A 15091-nucleotide genomic window follows, 5' to 3' on the forward strand; every position below is an offset into this window, starting at 1 on the left:
GCCCGTCAGAATGCGGACCTGAACAACGCCGAGGCGCGCACCGCCATCGTGGACGGCGACGTGGCGCGAGGTTTTCGCGCCCTGGACCTGCCGCCGTTCGACTGGGCGGTTAGCAACCCGCCCTTCTTCGACGACCCCGGCGCCCTGCGCGCGCCTGCCGAGGGCAAGCTCGGCGCCTGGATGGCCGACGACGGCCTGGCCGCCTGGTCGGGCTTTCTGCTGAAGGCGGTGCGCGAGGGTGGGCGCATCGTCATCATTCACCGCGCCGACCGCCTCGCTGACATTCTGAACCTGCTGGCGCCCAAGGCCGGTTCCTTCGCCGTCCGCCCGATCCACCCCTATGCCGACCAACCCGCCAAGCGCGTGCTGGTCCAGGCGATCAAGACCGGCAAGGCGCCCTTGCGGTTGCTGCCGCCCCTGATCCTGCATGACCGCGACGGCGCCAAGCACAGCCCGCAAGCCGAAGCGATCCTGCGCGGCGAGGCGGGTCTGGGCTTCTGAACGCGGCTTCACTCGCCCTTCTTCCCTTGCGGGGATGGCGAAAAAACAGAGTCCAATTCGTCTGAATCGTCTGAAATCCCCTGCGGCGCGCGACGGCGCCTTCCGAAACCCGAAGAGCCTAGCACAGCCGGAAGGATAGGCTGGCCGATTGCAGCGCAGCGTCTCTTCTCCCCTTGTTGGAGAAGGGCTATTGCACCTCCCATGTCCTTGCGATCCCTCTTCGCCACCCAGGTCTACGATGCCTCCCTCGCCTCTTCGCGCGGCTGGGCGGAACTGCATGAGGAATTGCTCGACCTCTGCCTGGTCATGGCCGAGGAGGACGAGGCCGGGATCGAGTGGTGCCGGGCCAACCACTATCCGGGCTACACCTCCTACGGCTCGATCAACGACCTGCCGCAGCGATTCCCCGAGTTCGCCGAACTGAAGAAGCTGCTGGACAAGCACGCGGCGAGCTTCGCCGAGAGCCTGCATTTCGACCTAGCCAAGAAGCTGCGGCTCGACAATCTGTGGGTCAACGTCCTGATGCCCGGCGGCGGTCACACCGGCCATATCCACCCGCACGCCGTCCTGTCCGGCACCATCTACATCCACGTGCCCGACGGCGCCTCCTCGCTGAAGATCGAAGACCCGCGCCTGGTCATGATGATGGCCCGCCCTGGCCTGACCGCCGACGCCGGCGAAGCCGAGCAGCCCTTCGTCTATCTGAAGCCCGCGCCCGGCACGGTGTTGATGTGGGAAAGCTGGCTGCGCCACGAAGTGCCCGCCAATCGCGCCGAAGAACAACGCATCTCGATCAGCTTCAACTACGCCTGACGCCGGTTCGCCCTTCCCTCGCCGCATTTGCCCCGAAACCTGCGTCAACGGCATAGCTTGGAGGGAATGGATGCGGGTTTTCAGCGCGGCGGCGGCGATCGCCATGTTCACGACAGGCGCTCTGATTCTGGGCGCGTGCGGCGAAAAGGCGGACGCCCGAACGGCCCCTGCCCCTGATCCCGCCGCCGCGGCCGAAGGCGCGCCCTATGTCCTGACCGGCACCCAGGTCTGGAGCGTGCCCGACCCCGTGTCCGGCCGGAACTATCAGGTCTTCGTCAGCCTGCCTGCCGGCTATGAGGCCAACCCCGGTCGCCGCTATCCGACGTTGTACGTTACCGACGCCGACTACGCCTTCCCCATCATCCGCCAGATCGCCAGGCGGGTGAATCTGGAGGGGCCGGTCGTGCAGGAGTTTATTCTGGTCGGCCTGTCCTACGCCGACGGAGACAAGGGCGCCGAAAGTCGTCGCCGCGACTACACCCCGACCCCCAACGGCCCGCGCAGCTCCGGCGCCGCCGTGCATGGCGGCGGCGCGGCCTATCAGACCTATCTGAAGACCCAGGCCCTGCCTTTCATCGAGAAGACGTTCCGCGCCGATCCGTCGCGCCGCATCCTGTTGGGTCATTCCTACGGCGGCCTGCTGGGGGCCCAGATCCTGTTCAGCGACCCGGCGATGTTCCAATCCTACGTCCTGGGCAGTCCATCGCTCTGGTACGACAAGGGCTATATGATGGGGGTCGAGGCCGACTACGCCCGCAGCCATCGCGACTTGAACGCCCAGGTCTTCATGTATGTGGGCGGTTATGAACAACCTGGGCCGACGCGCCGCAATAGTGAAACCGACATGGTCGGCGACATGCAGACGCTGCATCGCAACCTGGAATCGCGCGGCTATCCCAACCTCAAAGTCAGCTCCTTCGTGCTGGAGAATGAGGACCATCTGACCGTCGCCCCGGTCGGCTTCACGCGCGCTCTAGAAGCCGTGCTTCCCGCACGCTGACGCCGCCTCCGAAAAGCCGCGCGCCTATCCGAAGATTTGCCCAAAGGCGTCGGGATCGCTACATCCCCCGTCAACTTCCCCATCCGCACTGAATCAAGGGCGCGACGCGACGTATGGCGCAGCAATATATCTTCCAGATGCAGGGTCTGACCAAGACCTTCCCCGGCGGCAAAAAGATCTTCGAGAACATCTGGCTGAGCTTCTACAACGACGCCAAGATCGGCGTTGTCGGGGTCAACGGCTCGGGTAAATCCACCCTGCTGAAGATCATGGCCGGCCTGGACAGCGAGTTCCAGGGCGAGGCCCGCGCCGCCGACGGCGTCAAGCGCGGCTATCTGGAGCAGGAACCTCACCTCGATCCGGCGCTGAACGTGCGCCAGAACGTCGAGGCCTGGTGCGAAGAGAAGCAGTGGGTCAACCGCTTCAACGAAGTCGCTGGCGAGCTGGGTGAAAACTACACCGACGAGCTGATGGAGGAGATGACCGCCCTCCAGGAGAAGATCGACGCCGGCGACGTCTGGGACATCGACAGCCGCATCGATCAAGCCATGGGCGCCCTGCGCTGCCCGCCCGACGACTGGGAAGTCACCAACCTGTCGGGTGGTGAAAAGCGTCGTGTGGCCCTGGCCCGCCTGCTGCTGTCGAAGCCCGACATGCTGCTGATGGACGAACCGACCAACCACCTGGACGCCGAATCCGTCGCCTGGCTGCAGCACCACCTGGAGAACTTCCCCGGCTGCGTCATTCTGGTGACCCACGACCGCTACTTCCTGGATCAGGTCACCAAGTGGACCCTGGAGTTGGACCGCGGCAAGGGCCATCCGCACGAGGGCAACTACTCCTCGTGGCTGGAAGCCAAGACCAAGCGCGTCGTGCAGGAGCAGTCGGAATCCGAAGCCCGCCAACGCGCCCTTACCCGCGAACTGGAATGGGTCCGCTCGGGCGCCAAGGCCCGGCAGGCCAAGTCCAAGGCCCGTCTGGCCGCCTATGAGAAAATGGTCGCCGACCAGGAAAATTCGCGTCAGGCCCAGTCTTTCGCCGTCATCCAGATCCCGCCCGGCCCGCGTCTGGGCAATGTGGTGCTGGAAGTCGACGGGCTGAAGAAGTCCTATGGCGACAAGACCCTGTTCGACAACCTGACCTTCAAGCTGCCGCCCAACGGCATCGTCGGCGTCATCGGCCCCAACGGCGCCGGCAAGTCGACCATGTTCAAGCTGATCACCGGCCAGGAAACGCCGGACGGCGGCACCATCAAGGTCGGCGAGACGGTCAAGCTGGCCTACGTCGACCAGTCGCGCGACGACCTGAAGCCGGACGACACCATCTGGCAGGCCATCTCGGGCGGCACCGACATCATGATGGTCGGCAAGCGCGAGATTAACACCCGCGCCTATGTCGGCAGCTTCAACTTCAAGGGCGGCGACCAGCAGAAGAAGGTCGGCCAACTGTCGGGCGGTGAGCGCAACCGCGTCCACCTGGCCAAGACCCTGGCCACCGGCGGCAACCTGATCCTGCTCGACGAACCGACCAACGACCTGGACATCGAAACCCTGCAGAACCTCGAAGAGGCTCTGGAAGAGTTCGCCGGCTGCGCCGTGGTCATCTCCCACGACCGCTGGTTCCTGGACCGTCTGGCCACCCACATCCTGGCCTTCGAAGGCGACGGCCACGTGGAATGGTTCGAAGGCAACTTCGAAGCCTATGAACAAGACAAGATGCGCCGCCTGGGTGCGGACAGCATCATTCCGAAGCGTATCCAGCACCAGAAGTTCGGTCGCTGATCGAACGGACAGGATGACAAGCGGCCCTCCGAGCGATCGGGGGGCCGTTCTGCTTTGGGCTGGCGCTCCGGCGAAAGCGGGATAGTCTGCGCTCATGACCCAGCGTCCCGCCGTCCTGATCATGCAGCGGCATCTGGCCCCGCTGAGCGCCTTCCTGGAAGGCGCATACGATGTCTATCGCTTCTGGGAAGGCCCTCCGCTTGAGGCCGCGCACGACATTCGTGCGCTGATCGTCGCGGGCGAGTTCGAACTGGACAAGGCGTTGATCGAGCGCCTGCCCAATCTGTCGCTGATCGCCTGTTTCACCGCCGGTTATGACGGCATAGACGTAGAGTGGTGCCGTGCGCGCGGCCTGCCCGTCACCCATGCGCCCGGCGTGAACCACGAAGACGTGGCCGACCACGCCATCGGCCTGATCCTGGCCGCACGCCGCCAGATCGCCGAGGGCGACCGCACGATCCGCGCCGGTGGATGGAGCCTGTCTACACGCAGCATCACCACTTCCCTGAGCGGTCAGCGCCTGGGAATCGTCGGCCTGGGCCACATCGGCGAAGCTGTGGCGAAACGCGCCGAAGTCATGCGGATGGAGGTTCGTTGGTGGGCCCCACGTCAGAAAGACGCCGCCTGGCCCCGCTCCGACAGCCTGGCCGACCTGGCGCGCGCCTCGGACATTCTTGTCGTCGCCTGTCGGGCGGACGAGAGCAACCGGGGCCTGATCTCCGCCGAGGTGATCGAGGCCCTGGGTCCAACGGGCTTGCTGGTCAATGTCGCGCGCGGGCAATTGGTCGATGAGGACGCCGTCATCGCCGCCTTGAAAGACGGCCGCCTGGGCGGCGCCGCCCTCGACGTCTTCGTGCAGGAGCCGACCGAGGCCGCGCGCTGGGCAGGCGTTCCCAACACCGTCCTGACGCCACACACCGGCGGCGCCACCACCGAAGCGGTGCAGGGGATGCTGATGCTGCTTCTGGAAAATCTCTCGGCCCACTTTGCCGATGAGCCGCTGAAGACGCCGGTCGCAGACTGAAATTCTGCCCCTTCGGGTGGTCTCAACCCATATTCCAAAGACAGAAAGAACGATCCGTGCCTGCATTCGACGGATGGCAGAGGCGCGCGACCAGATTTTGCTTGCATAAGCGTATAAGGATATCTTTATACGACCAATGACACTGACCGCTGACCAGACTGTTGAAGCCCTGCGCGCCGCCGGCGAACCGACCCGCCTGCGCGTCCTGTCCCTGCTGGCTGCGGAAGAGCTGTCGGTGATGGAGCTGTCGCGCGTTCTGGACCAGAGCCAGCCGCGCGTCTCGCGCCATCTGAAGCTGATGGCCGACGCGGGTCTGATCGAGCGTTTCCCCGACGGCGCGCGCGTCTTCTACCGCCTGTCGCACGACGCCCTGTCGCGGCGGCTGATCGACACTGTTCTGGACCTGCTGGACGACGGCGAAGGAGAGGCCGACCATCGCCGTCTGGACGAGGTGCGCAAGGAGCGCGCCATCGACGCCGCGCGCTATTTCGAACAGATCGCACCCCAGTGGGACCAGATGCGCAGCCTCTATGTCTGCGAAAGCGCCGTCGAGGCGGCGGTCGCGCGCGCGGCCGGGTCCGGCCCGTTCGAGCGCGTGGTGGACCTAGGCACCGGCTCGGGCCGGATGCTGACCTTGTTCGGCAAGAAGGCGAAGATGTCCGTCGGCCTCGACCTGTCGCAGAACATGCTGAACATCGCCCGCGCCAATGTCTCCAAAGCCGGGCTGGACAAGGTCGAACTGCGCCACGGCGACATCTTCTCGACCCGCCTGCCGCACGAAAGCGCCGATCTGGTGATCGTGCATCAGGTGCTGCACTACCTGGCCGATCCCGCCTCGGCCGTAGCCGAGGCCGCGCGTCTGGTCATGCCAGGCGGCAAACTGCTGATCGTGGACTTCGCACCCCACAAGTTCGAGCACCTGCGCGAGGCGCATCAGCATCGCCGTCTGGGCTTCTCCGACGCCGAGATCCGCGAATGGCTGACCGGGGCAGGCCTGACGCCTTCGGCGCCCATCGCCCTGCCGCCCGACACCGAAGGCCTGACCGTTCACATCTGGACCGGCGAACGCGCCGCCCAGCTCGCCCGAAAGAGCGCCTGATGGCCCCCTCCTCTCTCGCTGAAGCCCGCGCCCTCTTGCTATCGCCGCTGGGCCCCGTCGCGCGCGCCGGATCGAACCGCAACGCCGTCAACGTCTCCTTCGAGTTCTTTCCGCCCAAGACGGACGCGGCCGAAGCCAATCTTTGGACGGCGATCCGGCGTCTGGAGCCCCTGAACCCGGCCTTCGTCTCCGTCACCTACGGTGCGGGCGGTTCTACGCGCGAGCGGACCCACCGCACGGTCCACCGCATCATCAGCGAGACCACCCTGCGCCCCGCCGCGCATCTGACCTGCGTCGAGGCCAGCCGCGCCGAGGTCGATGAAGTCATCGAGGGCTACAAGGCCATCGGCGTCGACCACATCGTCGCCTTGCGCGGCGACCCGCCGGGCTCGACCGGGATCGGCGGCGCCTATACGCCCCGCGCCGACGGCTACGCCAACGCCACCGAACTGACCGCCGCCCTCAACCGTATCGGCGGGTTTGAGGTCACGGTCGGCGCCTATCCGGAAAAGCACCCGGAAAGCCCGTCCATCGACCACGACATCGACGTGTTGAAGGCCAAGATTGATGCTGGCGCCACGCGCGCCGTGACGCAGTTCTTCTTCGACATTGAGGCCTTCCTGCGCTTCCGCGACCGGGTGCGGGCGGCGGGCGTGACCATTCCCCTGATCCCCGGCGTCATGCCGGTGTCCAACTTCGCGGGCCTGAAGCGAATGACGGCGGCGTGCGGCGCGGCCCTGCCCGACTGGTTGGCTGGCCACTTCGACGGGCTGGACGATGACCCGGAGACGCGCAAGCTGCTGGCCGCCTCCATCGCCGCCGAGACCTGCGCCCGCCTTCAGGAAGAGGGCTTCTCGGACTTCCACTTCTACACCCTGAACCGGGCCGAGCTGGTCTATGCGATCTGTCGGGTTCTGGGCGTGCGCGAAACCAAGGCTGTTGCGTAAATGAGTTTCCCCCTGACCCGCGCCGACCGCATCGCCGCCCTGTACGCGGCGGCGAAAGAGCGCATTCTGGTGCTGGACGGCAGTTGGGGCGTGATGATCCAGCGTCGCGACCTAACGGAAGAGGACTTCCGTGGCGAACGCTTCCGCGACCACAGCCACCCTCAGAAGGGCAACAACGATCTGTTGATCCTGACCCGGCCGGACATCGTGGCAGACCTGCACGACGTCTATTACGCCGCAGGGGCCGACATTTCGGAGACGAACACCTTCTCCTCGACCACCATCGCCCAGGCCGACTACGGGCTGGAGGATGCGGTCTATGACCTCAACTACGAAGGCGCCCGCATCGCGCGCGAGGTCGCCGACCGCTGGACGGAGAAGGAGCCGCACAAGCCCCGCTTCGTCGCCGGCGCCATCGGCCCGACCAACCGCACCCTGTCGCTGAGCCCCGACGTCAACGACCCCGGCTATCGCGCCGTCACCTATGACGAGGTCTATGAGGCCTACAAACAGCAGGCACGCGCCCTGCACCACGGCGGCGTCGACATCTTCCTGATCGAGACGGTGTTCGACACCCTGAACTGCAAGGCCGCGATCAAGGCGATCAAGGATCTGGAGGACGAGGGGCTGGAGCCCCTGCCCCTGTGGATCTCGGGCACCATCACCGACCGCTCGGGCCGCACCCTCAGCGGTCAGACGGCCGAGGCCTTCTGGAACTCGATCCGCCACGCCAGGCCCTTCGCCGTCGGCTTCAACTGCGCCCTTGGCGCCGAGTTGATGCGGCCCCACATCGCCGAGCTGAGCCGCGTGGCCGACACCCTGGTCAGCGCCTATCCCAACGCGGGCCTGCCCAACGCCATGGGGCAGTATGACGAGCAGCCCCACGAGACGGCCCACTTCCTCGAGGAATGGGCGCAGTCGGGTCTGGTCAACATCGTCGGCGGCTGCTGCGGCACCACCCCCGACCACATCCGCCATGTCGCCGAGGAAGTCGCAAACGTGACCCCGCGCGCCGTGCCGGAGCGCCCCGTCGCCCTGCGCCTGTCGGGCCTGGAACCGTTTGAGCTGGTGTCATGATGCGTCCTGTCTTCATCAACGTCGGCGAGCGGACCAACGTCACTGGTTCAGCCAAGTTCAAGAAACTGATCATTGCGGGCGACTACCCCGCCGCCCTATCGGTCGCGCGCCAGCAGGTCGAGGCGGGCGCCCAGGTTATCGACGTCAACATGGACGAGGGCCTGCTGGACGGCCCGGTGGCCATGCGGACCTTCCTGAATCTGATCGCGGCCGAGCCGGACATCGCCCGCGTGCCAGTCATGATCGACAGCTCCAAATGGGAGGTGATCGAGGCGGGCCTGAAGTGCGTTCAAGGCAAGCCGATCGTCAACTCGATCAGCATGAAGGAGGGCGAAGACGCCTTCCGCCACCATGCCGTCCAGTGCCTGCGCTACGGCGCCGCCGTGGTGGTCATGGCCTTTGACGAGGTGGGCCAGGCCGACACCGCCGCGCGCAAGATCGAGATCTGCACCCGCGCCTACGACATCCTGGTCAACGAGGTCGGCTTCCCACCCGAGGACATCATCTTCGACCCCAACATCTTCGCCGTGGCGACGGGGATCGAGGAACACGACAACTACGCCGTCGACTTCATCGAGGCGGTCCGCGTCATCAAGGCCACCCTGCCCCACGCCCGCGTCTCGGGCGGGGTGTCGAACGTCTCGTTCAGCTTCCGCGGCAATGAGCCGGTGCGCCGGGCGATCCACAGCGTCTTCCTGTACCACGCCATCAATGCGGGCATGGACATGGGCATCGTCAACGCCGGCGACCTGCCCGTCTATGACGACATCGACGCTGAGCTGCGTGAGGCCGTCGAGGACGTGATCCTGAACCGGCCGCAGCGGACAAACGTGTCCAACACCGAGCGGCTGGTGGACATGGCGCCCCGCTACAAGGGCGAAAAGGGCGCGGCCAAGGTCGTGGACCTGAAGTGGCGCGACGCCACTGTCGCCAAGCGCATCGAACACGCCCTGGTCCACGGCATCACCGACTTCATTGTCGAAGACACCGAAGAGGCCCGTCAGGCATCCGAACGTCCGCTGCATGTCATCGAAGGCCCGCTGATGGACGGCATGAACGTGGTCGGCGACTTGTTCGGCTCGGGGCGGATGTTCCTGCCGCAGGTGGTGAAATCCGCCCGCGTGATGAAGCAGGCCGTGGCCCACCTCGAACCCTTCATGGAGGCTGAAAAGGCGGGTCAGGAGCGTCAGGCGGCAGGCAAGATCCTGATGGCCACGGTCAAGGGCGACGTCCACGACATCGGCAAGAACATCGTCGGCGTCGTGCTGCAGTGTAACAACTACGAGGTCGTCGATCTGGGCGTCATGGTCCCGGCCGATCGCATCCTGGACGCCGCCATCGAGCACAAGGTCGACATCGTCGGCCTGTCGGGCCTGATCACGCCGTCGCTGGATGAAATGACCTTCGTCGCCGCCGAGATGGAGCGGCGCGGCTTTGACATCCCCCTGCTGATCGGGGGCGCCACCACCAGCCGCACCCATACGGCGGTGAAGATCGAGCCGAAGTATCACAAGGGTTCGACCACCTATGTCATCGACGCCAGCCGCGCGGTCGGCGTGGTGTCCGGCCTGTTGTCCCCGACCGACAAGGCCAAGAACGAGGCGGCCACCCGCGACGAATACATCCGCATCCGCGAGCAATACGCCCGTGGTCAGGAGGTGAAGGCCCGCGCCACGATCGAACAGGCGCGCGACAACCGCTGGCGGCCCGATGAGGCGCAACGCCCGGCCCCGGCGCCCTCCTTCCTCGGCATGCGCGCCTATGAGGCTTGGGATCTTCAGGATCTTGCCGACCACATCGACTGGACGCCCTTCTTCGCCAGTTGGGAGCTGATCGGGCGCTATCCGCTGATCCTGGAAGACGAGATCGTCGGCGAGGCGGCGCAGGATCTTTTCCGCGACGCGCAAGCCATGCTGAAGCGCATCGTCGACGAGAAATGGTTCACGGCCAAGGGCGTCGTCGGCTTCTGGCCCGCCAATGCGCGCGACGACGACGTGGTCGTCTGGACCGACGAGAAGCGCACAGAAGAAGCCGCCCGCTTCCACGGTCTGCGTCAGCAGATTAAGAAGTCCAACGGCAAGCCGAACCTGTGCCTGTCCGACTTCGTGGCTGAAGACGGCGCCGACTATCTGGGCGCCTTCGCCGTCACCGCCGGTCATGGCGAGCTGGAAAAGGCGGCCGAGTTCAAGGCGGCCGGCGATGACTATTCCGCCATCATGGCCACCGCCCTGGCCGACCGTCTGGCCGAAGCCTTCGCCGAGCGGCTGCACAAAGAAGTGCGCACCCAACTGTGGGGCTACGTCCCTGACGAACAGACCTCGGTGCAGGACCTGATCGAAGAAAAATACCAGGGCATCCGCCCCGCCCCCGGCTATCCGGCCCAGCCCGACCACACGGAAAAGGCCACACTGTTCCGTCTGCTGGACGCAGGCGCCAACGCCGGGATGGAGCTGACGGAATCCTTCGCCATGACGCCGCCCGCCTCCGTCAGCGGCCTCTACTTCGGTCATCCGGGCAGCCACTATTTCGGCGTCGGCAAGATCGACCGCGATCAGATCGAAGACTACGCCGCCCGCAAGGGCTGGGACGTGGAGACGGCCGAGCGTTGGCTGGCCCCGATCCTCAACTACGACCCGCTGGCGCTGGCCCGCGACAGCGCAGCCTAGGACACGCCTACGCCCTCGCCGTGCTGGGCGATGGGCGGAAACTGGGGCGTCGGCGTTTCACCGTGGATCTGCTGTTGGGCGCATCCAGCGACCAGAAAGTCCAGTAGCAGACGCACCGACGGCAGAAGGCCGCGTCGCGACGGAAAGACGGCGTGGACAATCCAGCGCTTGGGCCGCCAGTCCGGCAGCAGGTCGACCAACCGTCCAGCGTCCAGGTCGCGCACCACCGCCACCGTCGGCAGCAGGGCGACGCCAAGCCCCTGCACCGCACCCTCATGCAGCATATGCAGGTCGTCCGTGACCAGGCGCGGCGCATGGCGGACTGAGGCCGTCATCCCGTCCTTGTGGTGCAGGGCCCAGACGTGGTCACGGTGCGCCGGGCCGAAATCCAGACTGGGCCAGCCCGCCAGATCCGCCGGACCGGAAGGCGGCGCGAACCGCGCGATCAGATCGGGCGAAGCCACCAGGCGGTGCACGCTCTCGTCCAGCTTGCGCATGACCAGATCGGTCACCTCCAGCGGCGGCTCGCGCACGCGGATGGCCAGGTCGAAGCCCTCGCCGATGACGTCGACTCGGCGGCTGGTGCTGTGCAGATGCACCTCGACCTCGGGATAGACGGCCATGAACCGCGCGATCAGCCCGCCCATCTGATAGGTCAGCAGCCCCGGCACGCAGGCGACGCGGATCACCCCGCGCGGCTGGGCGGCGACATTGTCGATCACGGCTTGCGCCGCCTCGGCCTCGACCAGCATGGCCAGGCAGTGACGGTAATATTCCTGACCGACTTCCGTGACCGAGAATTTGCGCGACGACCGCTGGATCAGGCGCGTGCCTAACTGGTCCTCCAGAAAGGCGATGCGTCGGCTCAGCTTGGACTTCTGCATCCCCAGCGCGCGCGCCGCTGGCGCGAACCCGCCGTGATCCACCACCTGGACGAAGTAATAGAGGTCGTTGAGGTCTCTCATCGTTCTATTGATAGGACGCAGCGAGGCGATTTCGCAATCTGCTCAGGGCGGCGTTTCGTCGTCATAACGTCTCCAACGCGATCGGCGAGGCCCGGTCGCCACAGGAGACACACCATGAAGAAGGTTCTTGGACGTTACGGCAATGATCGCGGCCACTGGGTCGGCGACGGCTTCCCGGTTCGCTCGCTGTTTTCCTATGACAGCGTCGGCAAGCAAGTCAGCCCCTTCCTGCTGCTCGACTACGCCGGTCCGCACAACTTCGAGCCGACCGACAAGCGTCGCGGCGTCGGCCAGCACCCTCACCGCGGCTTCGAGACCGTGACCATCGTCTATGACGGCGAGGTCGAGCACCGCGACTCCACCGGCCAGGGCGGCGTCATCGGCCCCGGCGACGTCCAGTGGATGACGGCCGGCGGCGGCATCCTGCACGAAGAGTTCCACTCGCCCGCCTTTGCGCGGAGCGGCGGCCCCTTCCGCATGGTGCAGCTGTGGGTCAACCTGCCGGCCAAGGACAAGATGACCCGTCCTGGCTATCAGTCGATCCTCAACGCCGACATTCCGACCGTTTCCCTGCCTGATAATGCGGGGACGGCGCGGATCATCGCCGGCGCCATGGACGGTTCGAAAGGCCCGGCCAGCACCTTCACCCCCATAAACGTGTGGGACGTGCGGTTGAACCGGGACACCGAGACGACGCTGGACCTGCCGGAAGGCCACACCGCCATCGTGGTCGTCCTGTCGGGCCATGTCACCGTCAACGGCGACCAGCCGGCCGGCGCCGCCGAGGCTCTGCTGCTGGACCGCAAGGGCGACAGCGTCACCCTGAGCGCCGATGCGGATACGACCCTGCTGGTCCTGACCGGCGAGCCGATCGACGAACCCATCGTCGGCTACGGCCCGTTCGTGATGAACAGCGAGGACGAAATCCGCACTGCGATCACGGACTTCAACAGCGGCCGCTTCGGCGACATCCCCGCCGCCTGATCCAATCACGACTTTTTTAAGGCCCGGTCTTCGGACCGGGCCGCAACCGCCGCCTTAACCGGAGCATTGCTCTGGCTGCGGCCCCCTGCCTGAAAGGAAAGACGTTCATGTCCGCTTCCACCCTGCCCGCCAATTTCAACGGTCAACGCCCGGTCATCGACCCCAACGACGCCGTCATGCTGCTGATCGACCATCAGAGCGGCCTGTTCCAGACCGTGGCCGACATGCCGATGACCACCCTGCGCCGCCACGCTGCGGCCCTGGCCTCGATGGCCACCCTGGCCAAGCTGCCGGTCATCACCACCGCCTCGGTGCCGCAGGGCCCGAACGGCCCGCTGATCCCGGAAATCCACGCCAACGCCCCCCACGCCCAGTATGTGGCGCGCAAGGGCGAGATCAACGCCTGGGACAACCCCGACTTCGTCGCCGCCGTGAAGGCGACCGGCCGCAAGACGCTGATCATCGCCGGCACCATCACCAGCGTCTGCATGGCCTTCCCCGCCATCAGCGCCGCCTATGAAGGCTACAAGGTCTTCGTGGTGGTCGACGCCTCGGGCACCTATTCCAAGATGGCCCAGGAAATCACCCTGGCCCGCGTGGTCCAGGCTGGCGTCGTGCCGATGGACATGGCCGCCGTCGCCTCGGAACTGCAGAAGACCTGGCACCGTGAAGACGCCGCCCAATGGGCCGAGGTCTACACCCAGATCTTCCCGCCCTACCAACTGCTGATCGAAAGCTACGGCAAGGCTCAGCAGGTCGCGACCGATCACGAGGTTCTCGACTCGCAACGCGACTGACCAATGCCCGCCGGCTTCGCCTCGCCCCCTCCGACGGGGCGGAGCCGACGTCATGCGCGCGCCTCGCCAAGGCGCAATCCCCGGAAAGGAGCCATTGAATGGCCAGCGAACCGATCCGCGATCCGAAGTCGGATCACCTTCTGACGCCCGAAAACTCGGCCTTCGTCATCATCGATTACCAGCCGGTTCAGGTGAACTCCATCGCCTCGATGGACCGCCAGCTGCTGGTGAACAACATCGTCGGCACGGCCAAGGCCGCCGTCGCCTACGGCCTGCCGATCATCCACTCGACCGTCAACGTCGAGACCGGTTTGAACCAGCCGCCGATCGGCCAACTCCGCAAGGTGCTGAAAGACTATCCGACCTACGACCGCACCACGATCAACTCCTGGGAAGACGTGGAATTCCGCAAGGCGGTCGAAGCGACCGGCCGCAAGAAGCTGATCATGACGGCCCTGTGGACCGAGGCCTGCCTGACCTTCCCGGCTCTGGACGCCCTGCGCGACGGCTATGAGGTCTATGTCGTGGCCGACGCCGTAGGCGGCACCTCGGTCGCCGCACACGAGATGGCCCTGCGTCGTATCGAACAGGCCGGCGGCAAGATGATTTCTGTTCCGCAGCTCTTCTGCGAACTGCAGCGTGACTGGAAGCGGTCGGAAACGGTCCCCGCCTTCATGAACCTGTTCATCGAAACCGGCGGCACTGCCGGGATTCAGTTCTCCTACGACCGAGACTGATCCTTCGGGGCGGCCCGCTTCCCCCGACGCGGGCCGCCCTTTCTCTTCAAGGAGGTCAACCATGGCCGAACTGTTCATCACCGTCGGCCTGCGCGCCAAGGCCGGCGCGGAAGACGCCCTGCGACAAGACCTCGTCGCCGTCACCCAGACGTCCCAGAAGGAAGACGGCGCCCTGCGCTATGAGCTGTTTGAGGACGGCGACCAGCCCGGCCTGTTCGTCTTCTTCGAACACTGGGCGTCCGAAGAGGCCCAGTCGAAGCACCACAACGACGGCCCCCACATCCAGCACTTCCAGGCCAATGGCGCGGCCAATGTCGAGAAGATGGAGTTCCACCACCGTCTGGCGCGCATCGCCTGAGGCGCCGCCCCATTTTCCGATGACCCATAGTGAGGCTTCCATGATTTCCCGAAACGTCGCCGTCGTCGCCGTCGCCCTGCAGGTTCTGGGGGCCGCAGCGCCCGCCGTCGCCATGCCGGCGACGCCCGCTCAGGCCGCCGTCGCAGCAACCGCCCTGCCCGCCTCCGGCGCCTATCGGATCGACCCGACTCACGCCCAGGTCCGCATGAACTGGAACCACCTGGGCCTGTCGAACCCCGGCGCCGTGTTCGAGACGGTCGAGGGGGTCATCCGTATCGACGAAGCCCATCCCGAGCGCTCCAGCGTTTCGGTGCGCATTCCGGTCAGCGGCGTGGACACCGG

Annotated in this window: 15 protein-coding genes; 14 read left to right on the top strand and 1 reads right to left on the bottom strand. The window is 65.9% G+C overall.

Annotated elements, in window-relative coordinates; translation table 11 throughout:
* The 9 genes from RT567_RS05115 to metH form a co-directional block, all read left to right on the top strand.
* Positions 1–501, top strand: a 501-nt coding sequence (locus RT567_RS05115) for a methyltransferase (protein WP_313574767.1), incomplete at its 5' end; no start/stop codon positions are given.
* Between the two features lie 201 nt (positions 502–702).
* Positions 703–1314 (top strand): TIGR02466 family protein, encoded by a 612-nt coding sequence (locus RT567_RS05120; protein ID WP_312120279.1) that lies wholly within the window; start codon positions 703–705, stop codon positions 1312–1314.
* Between the two features lie 70 nt (positions 1315–1384).
* Positions 1385–2314, top strand: a complete 930-nt coding sequence (locus RT567_RS05125; protein WP_313574769.1) for an alpha/beta hydrolase-fold protein — start codon at positions 1385–1387, stop codon at positions 2312–2314.
* 113 nt (positions 2315–2427) lie between these two features.
* Positions 2428–4095 carry an energy-dependent translational throttle protein EttA gene (gene ettA, locus RT567_RS05130; protein WP_087139483.1) on the top strand — a complete coding sequence of 556 codons (1668 nt, stop codon included), beginning with the start codon at positions 2428–2430 and terminating at the stop codon, positions 4093–4095.
* Between the two features lie 94 nt (positions 4096–4189).
* Entirely contained in the window at positions 4190–5119 is a 930-nt protein-coding gene (locus tag RT567_RS05135; protein WP_313574773.1) for a 2-hydroxyacid dehydrogenase, read from the top strand.
* A gap of 136 nt (positions 5120–5255) precedes the next feature.
* A complete protein-coding gene (locus tag RT567_RS05140; RefSeq protein ID WP_313574775.1) occupies positions 5256–6218 on the top strand; it encodes a metalloregulator ArsR/SmtB family transcription factor in 963 nt (320 codons plus the stop codon).
* A complete protein-coding gene (gene metF / locus RT567_RS05145; RefSeq protein WP_313574777.1) occupies positions 6218–7165 on the top strand; it encodes a methylenetetrahydrofolate reductase [NAD(P)H] in 948 nt (315 codons plus the stop codon). Before RT567_RS05140 ends, metF begins: the two co-directional genes overlap by 1 nt.
* Complete coding sequence (locus RT567_RS05150; RefSeq protein WP_313574778.1) at positions 7166–8242, top strand: homocysteine S-methyltransferase family protein; 1077 nt, start codon at positions 7166–7168, stop codon at positions 8240–8242.
* Positions 8242–10908: a methionine synthase gene (metH, locus tag RT567_RS05155; protein ID WP_313574798.1), complete on the top strand. Its 2667-nt coding sequence runs from the start codon at positions 8242–8244 to the stop codon at positions 10906–10908. Before RT567_RS05150 ends, metH begins: the two co-directional genes overlap by 1 nt.
* On the opposite strand, the gene RT567_RS05160 is transcribed toward metH, so the two are convergent.
* Positions 10905–11873, bottom strand: coding sequence for a LysR substrate-binding domain-containing protein (locus RT567_RS05160; protein WP_313574780.1), 969 nt, complete (start codon positions 11871–11873; stop codon positions 10905–10907). The two genes, metH and RT567_RS05160, sit on opposite strands and share 4 nt — an antisense overlap.
* A 114-nt stretch (positions 11874–11987) precedes the next feature.
* Between RT567_RS05160 and RT567_RS05165 the strand changes: the two genes are divergently transcribed.
* The 5 genes from RT567_RS05165 to RT567_RS05185 all read left to right on the top strand — a co-directional run.
* Entirely contained in the window at positions 11988–12857 is an 870-nt protein-coding gene (locus tag RT567_RS05165) for a pirin family protein (protein WP_313574781.1), read from the top strand.
* 107 nt (positions 12858–12964) lie between these two features.
* A complete protein-coding gene (locus tag RT567_RS05170; RefSeq protein ID WP_313574783.1) occupies positions 12965–13654 on the top strand; it encodes a hydrolase in 690 nt (229 codons plus the stop codon).
* 98 nt (positions 13655–13752) lie between these two features.
* Positions 13753–14391, top strand: a complete 639-nt coding sequence (locus RT567_RS05175) for a hydrolase (protein WP_125901593.1) — start codon at positions 13753–13755, stop codon at positions 14389–14391.
* A gap of 61 nt (positions 14392–14452) precedes the next feature.
* Positions 14453–14749 (top strand): putative quinol monooxygenase, encoded by a 297-nt coding sequence (locus RT567_RS05180; RefSeq protein WP_313574785.1) that lies wholly within the window; start codon positions 14453–14455, stop codon positions 14747–14749.
* Between the two features lie 40 nt (positions 14750–14789).
* Positions 14790–15091 (top strand): YceI family protein (locus tag RT567_RS05185; protein WP_313574787.1); only part of this gene is annotated, 302 nt, incomplete at its 3' end.

It is taken from the genome of Brevundimonas sp., assembly GCF_032107865.1.
Classification (GTDB): Bacteria; Pseudomonadota; Alphaproteobacteria; order Caulobacterales; family Caulobacteraceae; genus Brevundimonas.